This window comes from Kitasatospora sp. NPDC090308, assembly GCF_044769485.1.
Taxonomy (GTDB): Bacteria; Actinomycetota; Actinomycetes; order Streptomycetales; family Streptomycetaceae; genus Kitasatospora; species Kitasatospora fiedleri.
The window spans coordinates 196,249-212,793 of sequence record NZ_JBIVXY010000009.1 but is presented as its reverse complement, the minus strand read 5'-3'; the positions used below and the strand labels follow the sequence as shown (position 1 = coordinate 212,793).

15 protein-coding genes are annotated in these 16,545 nt (G+C 74.2%); 5 read left to right on the top strand and 10 right to left on the bottom strand.

Annotated features, from left to right (window positions below):
• Window positions 1–62 precede the first annotated feature (62 nt).
• Entirely contained in the window at window positions 63–710 is a 648-nt protein-coding gene (gene tsaB / locus ACIQVD_RS21990; RefSeq protein WP_402291230.1) for a tRNA (adenosine(37)-N6)-threonylcarbamoyltransferase complex dimerization subunit type 1 TsaB, read from the bottom strand.
• 147 nt (window positions 711–857) lie between these two features.
• On the opposite strand from tsaB, the gene ACIQVD_RS21985 reads away from it, so the two are divergent.
• Complete coding sequence (locus ACIQVD_RS21985) at window positions 858–1,427, top strand: L,D-transpeptidase (RefSeq protein WP_400687256.1); 570 nt, start codon at window positions 858–860, stop codon at window positions 1,425–1,427.
• Between the two features lie 15 nt (window positions 1,428–1,442).
• Here ACIQVD_RS21985 and ACIQVD_RS21980 read toward each other — a convergent pair whose 3' ends face one another.
• The 7 genes from ACIQVD_RS21980 to glmS all read right to left on the bottom strand — a co-directional run bounded on the left by ACIQVD_RS21980 (window position 1,443) and on the right by glmS (window position 8,667).
• Window positions 1,443–1,643 (bottom strand): hypothetical protein, encoded by a 201-nt coding sequence (locus ACIQVD_RS21980; protein WP_402291228.1) that lies wholly within the window; start codon window positions 1,641–1,643, stop codon window positions 1,443–1,445.
• A 102-nt stretch (window positions 1,644–1,745) separates the two neighbouring features.
• The gene (gene tsaE, locus ACIQVD_RS21975; protein ID WP_402291226.1) at window positions 1,746–2,255 is read right to left on the bottom strand and encodes a tRNA (adenosine(37)-N6)-threonylcarbamoyltransferase complex ATPase subunit type 1 TsaE; all 510 of its coding nucleotides are present in this window, start codon (window positions 2,253–2,255) and stop codon (window positions 1,746–1,748) included.
• A 61-nt stretch (window positions 2,256–2,316) separates the two neighbouring features.
• Window positions 2,317–3,471, bottom strand: coding sequence for an alpha/beta fold hydrolase (locus tag ACIQVD_RS21970; protein WP_402291224.1), 1,155 nt, complete (start codon window positions 3,469–3,471; stop codon window positions 2,317–2,319).
• Between the two features lie 3 nt (window positions 3,472–3,474).
• Window positions 3,475–4,659 carry an alanine racemase gene (gene alr / locus ACIQVD_RS21965; RefSeq protein ID WP_402291222.1) on the bottom strand — a complete coding sequence of 395 codons (1,185 nt, stop codon included), beginning with the start codon at window positions 4,657–4,659 and terminating at the stop codon, window positions 3,475–3,477.
• A 115-nt stretch (window positions 4,660–4,774) separates the two neighbouring features.
• A complete protein-coding gene (locus ACIQVD_RS21960; protein WP_402291220.1) occupies window positions 4,775–6,214 on the bottom strand; it encodes an NAD(P)H-hydrate dehydratase in 1,440 nt (479 codons plus the stop codon).
• A gap of 166 nt (window positions 6,215–6,380) precedes the next feature.
• Window positions 6,381–6,749, bottom strand: a complete 369-nt coding sequence (locus ACIQVD_RS21955) for a holo-ACP synthase (protein ID WP_100837848.1) — start codon at window positions 6,747–6,749, stop codon at window positions 6,381–6,383.
• A 61-nt stretch (window positions 6,750–6,810) separates the two neighbouring features.
• Complete coding sequence (gene glmS / locus ACIQVD_RS21950; protein ID WP_400687580.1) at window positions 6,811–8,667, bottom strand: glutamine--fructose-6-phosphate transaminase (isomerizing); 1,857 nt, start codon at window positions 8,665–8,667, stop codon at window positions 6,811–6,813.
• Window positions 8,668–8,805: 138 nt separating this feature from the next.
• Here glmS and coaA point away from each other — a divergent pair, with 138 nt between their 5' ends.
• Window positions 8,806–9,798 (top strand): type I pantothenate kinase, encoded by a 993-nt coding sequence (coaA, locus tag ACIQVD_RS21945; RefSeq protein ID WP_111554935.1) that lies wholly within the window; start codon window positions 8,806–8,808, stop codon window positions 9,796–9,798.
• A gap of 60 nt (window positions 9,799–9,858) precedes the next feature.
• Here coaA and ACIQVD_RS21940 read toward each other — a convergent pair whose 3' ends face one another.
• Both ACIQVD_RS21940 and ACIQVD_RS21935 read right to left on the bottom strand, forming a co-directional pair.
• A complete protein-coding gene (locus ACIQVD_RS21940) occupies window positions 9,859–10,932 on the bottom strand; it encodes a glycoside hydrolase family 26 protein (RefSeq protein ID WP_402291218.1) in 1,074 nt (357 codons plus the stop codon).
• A 26-nt stretch (window positions 10,933–10,958) separates the two neighbouring features.
• Window positions 10,959–11,819, bottom strand: a complete 861-nt coding sequence (locus ACIQVD_RS21935) for a hypothetical protein (protein ID WP_402291216.1) — start codon at window positions 11,817–11,819, stop codon at window positions 10,959–10,961.
• Window positions 11,820–12,275: 456 nt separating this feature from the next.
• Here ACIQVD_RS21935 and ACIQVD_RS21930 point away from each other — a divergent pair, with 456 nt between their 5' ends.
• The 3 genes from ACIQVD_RS21930 to ACIQVD_RS21920 are packed head-to-tail and all read left to right on the top strand — an operon-like array spanning window position 12,276 to window position 16,515.
• Window positions 12,276–13,736 (top strand): glycosyltransferase family 2 protein, encoded by a 1,461-nt coding sequence (locus ACIQVD_RS21930; protein ID WP_402291278.1) that lies wholly within the window; start codon window positions 12,276–12,278, stop codon window positions 13,734–13,736.
• Complete coding sequence (locus ACIQVD_RS21925) at window positions 13,733–14,752, top strand: glycoside hydrolase family 26 protein (protein ID WP_402291214.1); 1,020 nt, start codon at window positions 13,733–13,735, stop codon at window positions 14,750–14,752. The genes ACIQVD_RS21930 and ACIQVD_RS21925 overlap by 4 nt, the downstream gene beginning before the upstream one ends.
• Window positions 14,752–16,515 carry a phospholipid carrier-dependent glycosyltransferase gene (locus tag ACIQVD_RS21920; RefSeq protein ID WP_402291212.1) on the top strand — a complete coding sequence of 588 codons (1,764 nt, stop codon included), beginning with the start codon at window positions 14,752–14,754 and terminating at the stop codon, window positions 16,513–16,515. Before ACIQVD_RS21925 ends, ACIQVD_RS21920 begins: the two co-directional genes overlap by 1 nt.
• Window positions 16,516–16,545 lie beyond the last annotated feature (30 nt).

The window sequence follows — 16,545 nt, the reverse complement described above, 5'->3', positions numbered from 1 at the left end:
TAGGGCACGGCCGGCCGGGTCCGCGGACGGCGAGCCGTGGCCCTCCGGGCGGCGCACGCGCCTCACGCCGGAAGCACCGCCTTGTACCCGGCGGGGACCTGGGCGTCCGGCCGCCGCAGGTACAGCGGCGCGTTCGGCAGCAGCTCCCGGCCGGCGGCCAGCTCGCGGACCGCGAAGTCGGCCAGCGCGCCCGCCGAGACGTGCTCGGGGCCGCTGGCCGCGGGCAGCGCGTACAGCAGGGCGCCCGCGCCGACCGTCCGCGGGCCGGGGTCGATCTCGGCCGGGCGGTCCACCGCGGGGCCGCCCACCCGGGTGCCGTCGGCGTCGTAGGAGGCCCAGTAGACCTCCTTGCGCCGGGCGTCGGTGGCCACCGCGAACGCCCCCGCCAGGCCCTCGGCGCGCGCCTGGTGGGCGATCGCGTCGAGGGTGCAGACGCCGTGCACGGGCAGGCCGAGCGCGTCGCCGAGGGCGGCGGCGGTGACCAGGCCGACCCGCAGGCCGGTGTACGGGCCGGGGCCGACGCCCACCGCCAGGTGGGTCAGGTCGCGCTTGTCCGCGCCGGCGGCGCGCAGCACGGCCGCGATGGTGGGCAGCAGCAGCTCGCCGTGCCGGCGGGCGTCGACCTCGTAGGACTCGGCGAGCACCCGCTCGCCGTCGTGGACGGCGGCGGTGACGGCGGGGGTGGCGGTGTCGAAGGCGAGGAGGAGCACGGGTCCAAGGTTAGAGGGTTCGGCGCGCGGGCCCGCACCGCCCCGGACCGGTCGGGAACACACGATCGCCAGGAGTCCGGAACCGCGCGCCGCACCTGGCACGATGGGCCTTCCCGAAGGTGAGACGCGGAGCGTTGAGGAGCTGACGTGGCGAAGCTGGGTCCTGGTGCGGTGGTCGGCGGGCTGACCCTGGGGGCCGTGGCGGTGATCGGGCTGCTGGCCTTCCAGGCGAACGGCGCGGCCTCGCGCGCGGTCGCGGCGGCGCCGTCCGCGTCGAGCGCCGCCCCGTCGGCCTCCGCCCCGGAGAGCGCCCGGCCGAGCGTGCCGCCGCTGCCCGCCGAGTCCGGTTCGGGCCTGCGGGTGGTGCTCGCGCTGCAGGCGCAGCAGGTCTGGCTGGTCGACCCGAAGAAGCCGGACCCGGTGGTGGCCGCGTTCAAGGTGGTGCCGGGCAACACGCTGCCCGCGGCGGGCACCTACACCGTCACCAGCCGCACCGCCTCGGGCACCGGCACGGACGGGCGGCAGATCGAGCACGTGGTGCGGTTCGCCCAGCAGTCCGGCACGGTGTTCGGGTTCAGCGCGCTGGTGGACGAGAAGGCGCCGGCCCCGTCGGTGGACCCGGGGACCAGGACCGGCGGCATCCGGGCGTCCCGGGCGGACGGCCAGGCGCTGTGGGACTTCGCGCCGAACGGCACCCGGGTGGTCGTGGTCGCCTGACCGGCCGCGGTCCGGTCAGGCGGCGCGGCGCTCCGGCGGGGTGGAGACGGCCTCGGCGGCCCGGCAGGCCGCCAGCAGGGCGCGCATCGGCACCGGCGCGGCGGCCGGCGCCCCGGCGGCGGTGGCTCCGGCGGCCGGTGCCCCGGCGGTGCGCTCCGGCACGGCGGCCGGGGCGGCGGAACGGTCCTCGGTGGTCCTGGGGGGTGTGCTCACCATGGGGCGCCTCCCTAGTTAGGCATACCTAACCTGCTGACGCCATCCCATCACGCCCGCGCGGTGCGCCGCAACCGTTTCCCGACGCGCTGTCGGAAACCCGGTTCAGTTCTCACCCAAACCGGTGAGGTCCGCGACGTCCCAGCGGCCGCCCAGCCCGGTCAGGGTGACCCGCCGCCCGTCCGACTCCCCCAGCGCGTCCGCCGCCTCGCCGCCCAGGGTCCGCTCGATCCGGATCTCCAGCCGGTCCTCGGACAGCCGCTCGACCTTGCCCTCGCCCCACTCGACGACGACCACCGACTCGGGCAGCGACACGTCCAGGTCGAGGTCCTCCATCTCGTCCAGGCCGCCGCCCAGCCGGTACGCGTCCACGTGCACCAGCGCGGGGCCGCCGGTCAGCGAGGGGTGCACCCGGGCGATCACGAAGGTCGGCGAGGTGACCGCGCCGCGCACGCCCAGGCCCTCGCCCAGGCCGCGGGTCAGCGTGGTCTTGCCCGCGCCCAGCTCCCCCGACAGCAGGACCAGGTCGCCGGGGCGCAGGAGCGCGGCGAGCCGCCGGCCGAGGCCGGTCATCCGCTCCGCGGTGTCGACGGTCAGAGTGGTCTGCGAACCCATGGCGTCCTTCTTCGATCGATGCGGCCACCCCTAAGGTGCCACACCGCGCGGCGCCCGCCGCTCAGCCCTCCGGCCGCTCCCGGACCAGCTCCCGCAGCGCCTCCGGCAGCGGGCCCGTCCCGGCCCGCTCGGCGGCCCGCTCCAGCAGCGCGGCCAGCTCCCGGTCGACGGTGCCGGGGCGCTCCAGCATCACCAGGTGCCCGGCGTCCGGCACCAGCACCAGCCGGGCGCCGGGCAGCGCGGCGGCGATCGCCTCCGAGTACTCGGGCGGGGTCAGCAGGTCCCTGGTGCCGGCCAGCACCAGGACGGGCAGGCCGTCCAGGGCGGCCAGCGCGGCGCGCTTGTCGTGCGCGGAGAAGGTCGGGTAGAACTCGGCGACCACGTCGATGGGGGTGGCGTCCAGCAGCTGCTCGGCGAACCGGGCGACCGCCGGGTCGACGTCCCGGCTCCCGAACGAGAACCGCCGGTAGAAGACCGCGGCCAGGTCGGCGCCCCAGCGCCGGGTGGCCTCGACCAGCTCGACCTGGCGGCCCAGCAGCCGTATCACCCCGGGGACGACCCGCTTGACCACCTTGGCACCGACCGCGGGCAGGCCCAGCGGCACCGCGTCCCAGTCGCCCGCCAGGGTGCCGATCAGCGCGACGCCGGCCACCCGGCCGCCCGGGCCGAACAGCTCGGGGCGCCGGTCGGCCAGCGCCATCACGGTCATGCCGCCCATCGAGTGCCCGACCAGCACGATCGGCCCCTCGGGGACGACCGCGTCCAGCACCGCCTCGAGGTCCGCGCCGAGCTGGTCGATCGAGGCCGGTTCGCCGCCCGCGTACGAGCGGGAGCGCTCGGAGCGGCCGTGGCTGCGCTGGTCCCAGAACACGGTGCGCAGCGCGCCGCGCAGCGCGGCCCGCTGGAAGTGCCAGCCGTCCTGGTTGAGGCAGTAGCCGTGGCAGAACACCACGGTCGGCCCGCCGCCCGCCGGGGCCTCGTCGACCTCGACGTACAGTCCGGTGCCGTCGGCGGCGGGCACGGTGGTGGCGGTGCCGCGCAGCGAGCCGAAGGCGGCCGCCGCGTCGAGCTCCTCGCGGGCCCGCCGGCGCATCGCCCGCCCGACCGTCAGCCGTTCCACGGCCACCCCGGCGGCGGCCCCGGCGGCCAGCACGCCCAGCGATATGCCGATCAGCCCGGCCCGGGACACCCCGCCGGAAGAGGACTCCTCAGCCACCGCTCACCCCCGCAGTCCGCCGACGTAGCGTCGGGCGACCCGGCCCCCGATCCGGGTGATGATCTCGTACGCGATGGTGTCGCAGGCCACCGCCCAGTCCTCGGCGGTGGGCTCGCCCCGGTCGCCGGCCCCGAACAGCAGGACCTCCGCGCCGGTCTCCGGGGTGTCCCCGCCGAGGTCGACGACGAACTGGTCCATCGCGACCCGCCCGGCCACCCGGTAGCGGGTGGCGACGATCTGCACCGGCCCGGTGTTGCTGGCGTGCCGCGGCACGCCGTCCCCGTAGCCGAGCGGGACCAGACCGAGCGTGGTCGGGCCCGGCGTCGTGTAGTGGTGCCCGTACGAGACGCCGTGGCCGCCGGGCACGTGCTTGACCAGCGCGAGGCGGGCCGACAGCGACATCACCGGCCGCAGGCCGAAGTCGGCGGGCCCGCCGACCTCCGGGACGGGCGACAGGCCGTACATGGCCAGGCCCGGCCGGACCAGGTCGTAGTGCGACTGCGGCAGCAGCAGCGTCGCCGGGGAGTTGGCGATGTGCCGCACCTCGGGGTCGACGCCGGCCCGCTCGGCGAACGCCAGGACCTGGGCGAACAGGTCGAGCTGGGCCTGGATCGAGGGGTGGCCCGGCTCGTCGGCCGCCGCGAAGTGCGACCAGACGCCGACCACCCGCAGCAGGCCCTCGGCCTGCGCCCGCACCGCGTTCTCCACCAGGTCCGGCCAGTCGCGCGGCTGGCAGCCGTTGCGGCCCAGCCCGGTGTCCGCCTTCAGGTGCACCCGGGCCGGGACGCCGGTCTCCCGGACGGCCGCCAGCAGCTCGTCCAGCGCCCACTGGCCGCTCACCGAGACGTCCACCGACTCGCGCAGCGCCCGCGCCCACGGGCCGCCCGGCGTCCACAGCCAGCACAGGATGCGGGCCTGCTCGGGGCCGATCCCGGCGGCCCGCAGCGCGAGCGCCTCCTCCGGGGTGGCGGTGCCCAGCCAGCCCGCGCCGGCCGCGACCGCCTCCCGGGCGCACCGCAGCGCGCCGTGGCCGTAGGCGTCCGCCTTGACCACGGCCATCAGCTCGGGCCCGGCCGTGCGGGCGCGCAGCGCGGCCAGGTTGTCGCGCAGCGCGGCCAGGTCGATGGTCGCCTCGGCCCGCGCCCCCTGGGTCAGCGCGGGCGTCCCGGCGGTGTTCGCAGTCGTCATCGCGTATCAGTCTCCCAGACCGCGGCGGAAAGCCCCGTCAGGGGCCCGGGCAACGGCGGGTCCGGAACGCGGCCGGGGCCCGCCGAAGGCCCGCCGGGGCTCTCCTGTCCGCGGGCTACTCGACGAGGGAGGCCCAGGCCGGGTGCAGGGCCGCGGCGAGGTCGACGGCGGTGATCGGGGCGCCGGGGCCCGCCGCGCGGCGGCCGGCCAGGCCGTGCAGGTAGGCGGCGGCGGACCCGGCGTCCAGCGGGGCGAGCCCGGTGGCGAGCAGCGAGCCGGTCAGGCCGGAGAGGACGTCGCCGCTGCCGGCGGTGCCGAGCCAGCCGGTGCCGGTGGAGTTGACCCGGGCCCGGCCGTCCGGGTCGGCGACCACCGTGGTGGAGCCCTTGAGCAGCACGGTCGCCCCGTAGCGGGCGGCGAGCAGCCGGGCCGCCCGGAGCCGGCCGGCGGCGACCTGCTCGGCGTCGGAGGACTCGTCGACGCCCGCGAGCAGCCGGGCGGCCTCCCCGGCGTGCGGGGTGAGCAGGACGGGCGCGGGGCGGCCGGCCAGGACGGACGGGCCGAGCCGGGCGAGTTCGGTGAGCGCGTCGGCGTCGACCAGGACGGGCACCTCGGTGTCCAGCGCCTCGCGCAGCGCGCGCTCCGCGTCCTGGCCGCCGCCCGGGCCGACCACCCAGCTCTGCACCCGCCCGGCGCGGGCCGGGCCGTCCTCGGTGACGAGCGTCTCGGGGTGGCGGCGGACCACCTCCGCCGCCGCGTGCCCGGTGTAGCGGACCGCGCCGGCCCCGCCGTACAGCGCCCCGGTGACGGCCAGCACGGCCGCGCCCGGGTAGCGGGCGGACCCGGCGGCGACGCCGACCACGCCGCGCCGGTACTTGTCGCTCTCCGCGCCGGGGGCGGGCAGCAGCGCGGCCGCGTCGGCGTGCTGGAGCGACTCGACGGGGGCGGGCGGCAGGTCGAGTCCGAGGTCGACCAGGTGGACGACGCCCGCGTACCGCGCGCCGGGGTCGATCAGGAGGCCGGGCTTGTGGGTGCCGAAGCAGACCGTGACGTCGGCGCGGAGCGCGGGCCCGGCGACCTCGCCGCTGTCGGGGTCGACGCCGGAGGGGACGTCCACGGCGACCACCCGGCCGCGGCGCGGCAGCTCGGCGAACGGGGCGGCGGCCGGGCGCAGCGGGCCGCGGCCGCCGATGCCGACGACGCCGTCCAGCACCAGGTCGGCCCGGGTGAACGCGTCCGGGTCCGCGGTGGTCCGGCCACCGGCCGCCAGCAGCGCGGCCAGCCCCCCGGCGTGCGCCTTGGCCGGGTCGAGCAGCAGCGCCTCCACCCGGGCGCCCCGGCGGGCCAGCCGGGCGCCCGCGTGCAGCGCGTCGCCGCCGTTGTCCCCGGAGCCGGCCAGCACCAGCACCCGGCTCGCGTACACCCGGGGCAGCAGCCCCGCGCAGACCGCGGCCAGCCCGGCCGCGGCCCGCTGCATCAGGGTGCCCTCCGGCAGTCCGGCCATCCGGGCGGCCTCGGCGGAACGGACCTGCTCGACGGTGTGGGCGTGGCGCATGGCGGCTCCCCTGCTCGGCGGTTCTCGGCGTGCTCGGCGGTTCTCGACGTGCTCGGCGGTTCTCGGCGGACGGCCCGGGAGGGGCCGGGGCCCCCGGTGCGGGGCCCGCCGTTCCCACCCTGCCCCCTGGTGGCGGCCTGCCGCTCCTTCCCCGGCTCCGGCGTCCTCAGCCCTCGGCGATGACGACCGCCGAGGCGACGCCCGCGTCGTGGCTGAGGGAGAGGTGCCAGGAGGTCACGCCGAGGGCGGCGGCCCGGGCCTCGACGGTGCCGGTGACGTGCAGCAGCGGGCGGCCGGACTCCTCGACCCGGACCTCGGCGTCCTCCCAGCGCAGGCCGGGGGGCGCGCCGAGGGCCTTGGCGACGGCCTCCTTCGCGGCGAACCGGGCCGCCAGCGAGGCCGTGCCGCGGCGCTGTCCGGAGGGGAGGGTCAGTTCGGCGGGGGTGAAGAGTCGTTCGGCCAGCCCGGGGGTGCGTTCCAGGGACTCCCCGAACCGCCCGATGTCCGCCACGTCGATGCCGACCCCGATGATCACGTCCCGCTCCCTCGTCCGTGCCGGTGCGGAGCGCTCCGCACCGGCACGGACGATACGCGCGCTACTCGACCGTGACGGACTTGGCCAGGTTGCGCGGCTGGTCGACCTCGTGGCCCTTGGCGGTGGCCAGCTCGCAGGCGAAGACCTGGAGCGGGACGGTGGAGACCAGGGGCTGGAGCAGGGTCGGGGTGACCGGGATGCGGATCAGGTGGTCGGCGTAGGGGACGACGGCCTCGTCGCCCTCCTCGGCGATCACGATGGTGCGCGCGCCGCGGGCCCGGATCTCCTGGATGTTGGAGACGATCTTGTCGTGCAGGATCGAGCGGCCGCGCGGCGAGGGCACCACCACGACCACCGGCAGGCCCTCCTCGATCAGGGCGATCGGGCCGTGCTTGAGCTCGCCGGCCGCGAAGCCCTCGGCGTGCATGTAGGCGAGCTCCTTGAGCTTGAGCGCGCCCTCCAGGGCCACCGGGTAGCCGACGTGCCGGCCGAGGAAGAGCACCGAGCGGGCGCCGGCCAGCGAGCGGGCCAGCGCCCGGACGGGCTCCATGGTGCCGAGCACCTGCTCGACCTGCCGGGGGGCGTCGCCGAGCTCGCGGATGACGGAGGAGATCTCGTCGCCCCACTTGGTGCCGCGCACCTGGCCCAGGTAGAGGGCGACCAGGTAGCAGGCGACCAGCTGGGTCAGGAACGCCTTGGTGGAGGCGACCGCGACCTCGGGGCCGGCGTGGGTGTACAGCACGGCGTCGGACTCGCGCGGGATGGTCGAGCCGTTGGTGTTGCAGATCGCCAGCACCTTGGCGCCCTGCTCGCGGGCGTGCCGCAGCGCCATCAGGGTGTCCATGGTCTCGCCGGACTGCGAGATGGCGATCACCAGGGTGCGGTCGTCCATGATCGGGTCGCGGTAGCGGAACTCGCTGGCGACCTCGACCTCGCAGGGGACCCGGGTCCAGTGCTCGATCGCGTACTTGGCGATCATGCCGGCGTGGAACGCGGTGCCGCAGGCGACGATCACCACCTTGTCGACCTCGCGCAGCACCTGGTCGGGGATGCGCAGCTCGTCGAGGGTGAGCCGGCCGTCGGTGCCGATCCGGCCGAGCAGGGTGTCGGCGACGGCCTTCGGCTGCTCGGCGATCTCCTTGAGCATGAAGTAGTCGTAGCCGCCCTTCTCGGCGGCCGAGGCGTCCCAGTCCACGTGGTACTCGCGGACCTCGGCGGGGGCGCCGTCGAAGTCGGTCACCGTGACGCCCTCGGGGCGCAGCTCGACGACCTGGTCCTGGCCGAGCTCGATCGCCTCGCGGGTGTGCGCGATGAACGCGGCGACGTCCGAGGCGAGGAAGTTCTCGCCGTCGCCGACGCCGACCACCAGCGGCGAGTTGCGGCGGGCGCCGACCACCGTGCCGGGGGCGTCGGCGTGCACCGCGACCAGGGTGAAGGCGCCGTCGAGCTGGCGGCAGACGGCGCGCATGGCCTCGGCCAGGTCGCCGTCGTAGGCCTCGGCGAGCAGGTGGGCGACGACCTCGGTGTCGGTCTCGGAGCGGAGGGTGTGGCCCCGGTCGGTGAGGTCGGCGCGCAGCCGGGCGAAGTTCTCGATGATGCCGTTGTGGACCACCGCGACCTTGCGGTGGTCGTCCAGGTGGGGGTGGGCGTTGGCGTCGGTGGGGCCGCCGTGGGTGGCCCACCGGGTGTGTCCGATGCCCGTGGTGCCGGCCGGGAGAGGGGTTTCGGCCAGCGACTTCTCGAGGTTGACGAGCTTTCCGGCCCGCTTGTCGGTGGACAGGAGCCACTGCCCGTCGGCTCCTGCGGTCTGCACCGCGACGCCGGCCGAGTCGTAGCCCCGGTACTCCAGCCGCCGCAGACCTGCGATCACTACGTCGAGGGCCTCCTGAGGCCCGGTATATCCAACAATTCCGCACATGTGCGCCAGCATAAGTGCGGACGTTCGGCCCCCGGTGCGCCGGATGACCACACCGGGTGACCGCACGGGGCGGCGGCACGGGCCGGCCGCGCCGGGTGACCGACACCACAACACCCGTCGACCCGGACACGGCCCACAATGGACACCGTGCTGACCGAACTCTGTACGAAGGGTGCGCCGCCCGCGCCCACTCCCTCCCCGTACGTGGATCTGGACCGCGCCGAGTGGAGCGCGCTGCGCGAGCGCACCCCCCTGCCGCTGACCGCCGAGGAGGTCGAGCGCCTGCGCGGACTCGGCACCGCCCTGGACCTCGACGAGGTCCGGGACGTCTACCTGCCGCTGTCCCGGCTGCTCAACCTCTACGTGCACGCCACCCACGAGCTGCGCGGCGCCATCGGGAGCTTCCTGGACACGCCCGACACCGAACGGGTGCGCACCCCGTTCATCATCGGCGTGGCCGGCTCCGTCGCGGTCGGCAAGTCCACCACCGCCCGCCTGCTCCAGGCGCTGCTGGCCCGCTGGCCCGAGCACCCCCGGGTCGAACTGGTCACCACCGACGGCTTCCTGCTGCCCAACGCGGAGCTGCGCCGGCGCGGCCTGATGGCCCGCAAGGGCTTCCCCGAGTCGTACGACCGGCGGGCGCTGATGCGCTTCGTCGCCGACGTGAAGGCCGGCAAGGACCGGGTCACCGCGCCGGTCTACTCCCACCTGGTGTACGACATCGTGCCGGGCGAGCGGCTGGTGGTGGAGCGCCCCGACATCCTGATCGTCGAGGGCCTGAACGTGCTCCAGCCGGCCCTGCCCGGCACCGACGGCCGGACCAGGATGGCCGTCGCCGACTACTTCGACTTCTCGATCTACGTCGACGCCCGCACCGACGACATCGAGGCCTGGTACCTGGACCGCTTCCGCAAGCTGCGGCAGACCGCCTTCCAGGACCCGAACTCCTACTTCCGGCGCTTCACCGAGGTGCCCGAGGAGGAGGCGATGGACTACGGCCGCCAGGTCTGGCGGACCATCAACAAGCCCAACCTGCTGGAGAACGTGCTGCCCACCCGCGGCCGGGCCACCCTGGTGCTCCAGAAGGGGCCGGACCACAAGGTCCGCCGGGCGCTGCTGCGCAAGCTCTGAGCGGCGGCCGGACGGGGCGCCAGGACGGCGCGCGCCAGGACGGTGCGCGTCGGAGGGACGTCAGGACGCGGGCTGCTGCGTCGCGGGCCAGCCGCGCAGCTTCAGCGTGGCCAGGCCGTCCGCGAACGCCTTGCGGGCGGCCGGGTCGGCGGCGAACCGGTAGTCGTAGCGGCCGCCCTCCTCGACGCTGTGCTCGAACCAGACGAAGCCGGGCACCTTCGGGTGGTCGGCGATCCACCGGAACAGGTCGGTGATCCAGCCGGGCTTGCCCGGGTCGGGCATCGCGCCGGTCTCCGAGATGAACACCGGCTTGTCGGCGATCTCCCGCAGCCGGACGTAGGTCTGGTCGAGGACCTCGGAGGCCGTGCGCTCGCCGAAGCCGTAGCCGTCCATGCCCAGCCAGTCGACGTACGCGTCGCCCGGGTAGAGGCTCTGCAGGTCCGCGGAGGTCCCGCGCAGCACGTTCGGGCTCCACAGCCAGATCACGTTGTCCGCGTGCTCCTGGGCGAAGACGTCGTGCACGTGCCGCCAGGCCGCCGCGTAGTCGCCCGGCCGGTTGCCGTTCACGTTCGCCGCCCACGGGTACCAGTCGCCGTTCATCTCGTGCGCGAACCGCAGCACCACCGGCCACCCCTGGTCGCGCACCCCGCGGGCGAAGCGGGTGATGTAGGCGTCGAACTCGCCGTCGGCGATCCGGCGGGTCGCGTACCAGGACTGGTCGGCCTCGTACGGGGCGTCGCCGGGCTCCCAGGTGAGCATCGGCACCGCGCCCTGGCGGTAGACCTCCCGCACCGTCGCCGGGTCGAACTCCTTGCGCCAGTCCAGGAAGTACTGGAGCATCGTCGGCCGCCGGCCGGCCGCCGCCGCGACCGCGTCGGTCTCGGCGGCCAGCGGCGTCTGGTAGGTGCTCACCCCGAAGTACACGCCGGCGGAGCGGAGCAGCTCGTCCTTGGTGGGCGGGACGGATGCCGCGGGGGACGGCGGCGCGGTGGCCGCCGGGGACGTGGACTGGTCCGCCTCCTCGCCGAACAGCGCGCCGGCCGGGCCGGTGCCGTCGGACTGCGCCGAGCACGACACCCCGGCGGCGAGCAGCACGAGGGCTGCCGCGCCGCGGCACCACGATCGGCGGTTCATCCGTTCCGTCCCCCCTCGTTCGACCGTCAGGCCCCCTTGGCCAGCAACTGGTCGAAGTAGCCGTCGAGTTCCTTGCCGGAGCTCTGGGCCACCGGGTCCTGCTCGCCGGCCCCGCCGCTGATCGGGCCGGCGACCGTGAAGACCAGGTAGCGGCCCTCGACCCGGCTGGTCAGCGCGCAGGCCACGTTGCGGCAGAACTCGGCGACGCCGTCCTTGCCGAACAGCGGCTGGATCTGCCCCTTGAGCCCGCCGCCCGCCTTCGCCGCGTCGGCCCCGGTCTTGAAGGCCGCGACGCCCACCGTCACCGCCGTGTTGCCGGTGTAGTAGGTGCCGCGCATCAGCTGGTCGCAGTTCGCGTTGCTGAGGACGTCGCCGAGGCCGTTGCCGGTTGCCTTCCAGCACGGGGTGTCGGTGGCGGTGGTCTTGCGGACGTAGTTGTGCCCGCCGATGTTGAGCGACTGGTCGGCGAAGAGCGCGTCGATGGTGATCGCCGGCGGCAGCGGCTTCTCCGGCGACGGGCTGGCCGAGGGCTTGGCGGAGCCGGAGGCCGAGGGCTTGGCGGAACCGGTGGCCGGAGCGGAGGGGGAGGGCGAGCCGGAGGCGACCGGGTCCGGATCGCCGCTGCCCTGGCTCAGCAGCGCGATGGCGACCCCGCCCGCGGCGAGCACCACCACGCCGATGCCGATGCCCAGGGTGAGCATCAGCCGCTTGCGGCGCGCCTGCGCCTCGCGCTCGTCGGCGAGTTGCTGCCAGTCCGGCGCGGGCGGCTGCTGCAACGGGGGCGGCCCCGGGTAGGAGTACTGTGTCTGTTGCCACTGCTGCGGCTGGTGCGGGAACGGCGGCGCGCCCTGGACCGGCGGCCCCTGGACCGGCGGCTGACCGGGCACCGGCTGAGCGCCGCTCAGAGGCTGCTGCGGCTGGCCGCCAGGAGTGTTCGGACTCTGCGGTACACCCATCCCATCGCTCATGTGCGTGAATGCTAGGGCATGTGCGCCCGTTCGGTGATGCCGCCTCCACAGCAGGCCGAAATGTCCGCTTTCCGCCGCGCCGGCGCGCCCCACCGTAATGCAAACGTCACTACCCGGCCCCGGCCCGGCGAACACCGTCGGTTAAACTCTAGCGGCCGCCGGTCCACGCCAATCTCCGCGCAGGCAGGCTGAATCGAGTCCGAAGCACGGCCACGGGGGCCCTCTTTGTCCAGCAGCATCGAATCCACGCGCCGCACCCGGCGGCGCGGAGCTGTCCCCGCGCCGCGCCGCCGCAAGGCCCCGGCCGCGCCGCAGCTCGGACTGCTGCCGCAACCGCCGGACGACGCCGAGAAGTTCGCGTACACCAAGCGCCACCTGTGGGTGCTGACGCTCAGTTCGCTGATCAGCTTCGGCTGCCTGACCACCAGCCAGGTCGGCCTGCTGGCGAGCGCGCCCTGGCTGTGGATCTACGCCCCGTTCCTGCTGTTCACCGTGGTCTACTACCTGATCTCGCTGCGGGTCACCGGACTCAACGGCGACTTCGACCTCAAGGGCCACCGGCAGCTGGTGCGCTCCTGGCACCCGCGGGAGTACCCGACGGTCGACGTCTTCCTCCCGGTGTGCGGCGAGCCGATCGAGATCCTGCACAACACCTGGACGCACGTCCGGGAGATGGCCGACAACTACCCCGGCCTGTGCATGCCCTACGTCCTCGACGACTCGGCCAGCCCCGAACTCGAGGCGATGGCCGCCGACTTCGGCTTCCGCTACGGCACCCGCCCGAACCGCGGCTGGTACAAGAAGGCCGGCAACCTGCACTTCGGGTTCGGCAACTCCGACGGCGAGTACATCCTCATCCTGGACGCCGACTTCACCCCGCGCGCCGACCTGCTGAGCGAGCTCCTCCCGCACCTGGACGCCGACCCGAAGCTCGGCATCGTGCAGTCCCCGCAGTACTTCCGGGTGCTGGACTCGCAGAGCTGGGTCGAGCGCGGCGCCGGCGCCGTGCAGGAGCTGTTCTACCGCTCCGTGCAGGTCTCCCGGCAGGCCAGGGACGGCGCGATCTGCGTCGGCAGCTGCGCCGTCTACCGGCGGTCCGCGCTGGAGGAGAACGGCGGCACCACGCTGATCGAGCACTCCGAGGACGTGCACACCGGCTTCGACCTGCGCCGCCTCGGCTGGGGGCTGCGCTACGTGCCGCTGGCGCTGGCCACCGGGGTCTGCCCGGACACCGCGGGCGCCTTCTACAACCAGCAGTACCGCTGGTGCTCCGGCTCGATGAGCCTGCTCGGCAGCCGCAAGTTCTGGGACACCAAGCTCCGCTGGCGCAGCCGGCTGTGCTACATGTCCGGGTTCTTCTACTACATCCACACCGCGATCTTCATCTTCCTGTCGCCGGTGATCCCGCTCGCGCTGCTGGTCTGGCACCCGGAGATGTTCCTGGTCGAGCGGCTCTGGCTGGTGCTGCCCAGCCTGGTGTACACCACGGTGATCTTCCCGCTCTGGCACCGCGTCCCGTACCGCCTGGAAGCCTGGTCCTGCCGGATGATGTACGGCTGGGCGCACTTCTTCGCGATCTGGGACATCCTGCGCCGCAAGCGGATGTCCTGGCAGGCGACCGGTTCCAGCACCGCCAAGAAGAACCGGACCCGCCGGCTCTGGGTCGGGCTGTGGGTCTGGGGCGGCGGCACCGCGCTCGCCTGGGTCGGCATCGCCGTGTGGCGCATCCTGACCGGGTACCCGCCGGACTACGCCCTGGTGCTCGCCTCCGGGCTGTTCTACGCCCTGGTGGTCGGCCGCACCCTCCTCCAGCCCCGAAGCGAGAAGGCCGCGTGAACCCGACCCGTCGAGCCAGAACGGCCGCCTGCCTGCTGCTGACCGGCGTGCTCCTGCTGCTGCCGGGCTGCGACCGGCCCGGCCCGTCGGCCGGCGGCGACGCCTTCGGCACCGGTGACACCCAGGTGGCCTCCGCCGACCCCAGCGGCCAGGCCCGGGCGCCGGTCGACCTGACGCCGCTGCTGCAGCCCGCCGGCAAGTACCTCGGTGTCGCGCTGGACGGCGCGCCGGCCTCCATGGAGCCGGTGCAGAAGTACACCGAGATGGTCGGCAAGCAGCCCAACATCATCGAGAACTACGCCGGCTGGGGCGACCAGTTCGACTCCACCGGCGTCCGGCTGAGCTGGCAGAACGGCGCCCTGCCGTACATCGCCTGGGAGCCGCACAAGACCCCGCTGGCCGACATCGCCAAGGGTGACTCCGACCCGTACATCAAGGCGTTCGCCACCGCGGTGCAGAAGACCAACGTGCCGGTGGCGATCAGCTTCGCCCACGAGATGAACGGCCACTGGTACGACTGGGGCACCAAGACCAACAGCGCCGAGGACTTCGTCGCGGCGTGGCGCCGGATCCACGACATCTTCCAGGACCGCGGCGCGTCCAACGTCATCTGGGTGTGGAGCCCGAACATCGTCAACCCGGTGCAGCAGGTCGCCCTCCAGCCCTACTACCCGGGCGACGGCTACATCGACTGGGTCGGCATGGTCGGCTACTGGACCGAGTGCTGCGACAAGGACTTCGAGCAGCTCTACGGCCCGACCATGGCCCAGGTCCGCAAGTTCAGCGGCAAGCCGTTCATCATCAGCGAGACCGCCGCCGAACCCGGCAAGAAGGCGTCCTCGTTCGTCGACCAGCTGTTCGCGGGCGTGGAGGAGCACCCCGACGTCCTGGGCTTCGTCTGGTTCAACATCAGCAAGCGCGCCGACTGGCGGCTAGAGAAGACGCCCAGTTCGCTGAAGGCCTTCAAGCAGCACGCCGCCGACCCGCGGTACGGCTTCGACCCGAGAAAACCCTGATGACGCAGCAGCGCGACGACGCATACTCGCCCGAGGCCCAGGCCGCGGAGGACCGCTACCACGCGGAGCGGAACTTCGGCTGGTTCACCGCCGAGCCCGAGCCCGCGGTGCCGCAGCAGTCCGCGGTGCCGCAGCAGCCCGCGGCGCCCCGGCAGCCGGTGGTCCCGCAGCAGCCGGCGGCGCCCGCCGAGCCCGGGTACACCCTCCCCGAGGTCCCCGACGTCGGCTGGGACCCGCTGCCGAGCAGCCGCCGGACCTGGATCAGCCGCCTGGTGCTGCTGGGCGTCCTGGTCGCCCAGGCGCTGCTGACGCTCCGGCTGAGCAACAGCGCCTTCGAGGACGAGGCACTGTACCTGTACGCCGGCCACCTCCAGCTGCACCACCTGGACGGCGGTGCCCCGCTGCCGGACTCCTTCGCCTCGTACTTCTCCGGCTCGCCGCTGCTCTACCCGCCGCTGGCCGCCGCGGCCGACGCCCACTTCGGCCTGGCCGGCGCCCGCGCCCTGTCGCTGGCGTTCATGCTGGGCGCCACCACGCTGCTGTACATGATGACCCGCCGGCTGTTCAACGAGCGGGTCGCGCTGGTCGCCGCGGGCTGCTTCGCGGTCACCCAGTCCACCCTCTTCATGGGCGCGCTGGCCACCTACGACGCGATGGCGCTGTTCCTGATCGCGGTCGCCGCCTGGCTCGCGGTGCGCACCGCGCGGCGCGGCTGGTGGCTGGGCACCCTGACCATCCCGCCGGTCCTGCTGCTGGCCGTCGCGGTCAAGTACGCGGCGCTGATGTACGCCCCGGTGGTCGTCGCGCTGGCCTGCCTGGCCGCCGTCCCGTACCACGCGTGGCGGTCACTGCTGCGGCTGTTCCTGATCCCCGCCGTCGCGGTCGGCGGCGCGTACGCCGCGCTGCGGCTGACCGGCTCGGACGTCCTGGACGGCCTGCGGTCCACCACCACCGGCCGCGCCACCGGCCACGGCGTCCGGATCGACATGCTCCGCGACTGCGCCGAGTGGGGCGGCCTGCTGTTCGCCCTCGCGGTGCTGGGCACCGTCCTGTACGCCCTCAAGGGCCGGATGAGCGAGGCCCCCACCCTGCAGACCGTCCGGGTGCCGCGGCGGCTGTGGCGGGTCCTGATGGGCCTGCTGCTGACCGGCACCGCGCTGCTCGCCCCGGCGTACCAGATCTGGATCCACGAGAGCGTCTCGCTGCACAAGCACATCGGCTACGGCCTGCTGTTCGCCACCCCGATGGCCGCCCTCGGCATCACCCGGATCGTCGGCTCGCACTTCCGCCACCCGCAGCTCGGCATCCTCGCCTGGGTCACCATGCTGGTGCTCGGCATGGTGCAGTCCACCAGCCTGTACCACGCCTGGCCGAACTCCGACCAGCTGATCGCCACCCTGAACCGGCAGCTGGTGCCGGACGGCCACTACCTGGTCGAGGCGAACTCGGTGCCGCGCTACTACCTGCGCGAGCAGGTCGGCTTCAACCAGTGGACGTCCACGTACACGATCACCTACCAGACCAAGGACAAGAAGCTGCTCACCGGCGAGGCGGGCTTCCAGGCCGCCCTCACCGACAGCTACTTCGACGTCGTGGTGTTCGACCGGACGGTCACCGGGGCGCTGGACGAGAAGCTCACCAAGCAGCTGCGCACCGAGGGCAAGTACCGGCTGCTGGTCAGCATCCCGTACCGCAACAGCTACGGCAGCGGCTTCTACCAGGTGTGGATCCCGGTGAAGAAGAACGCCGCCCCGCAGCAGTAGGCGAGCGGCAGTAGGCAAGCGGCAGGCGGC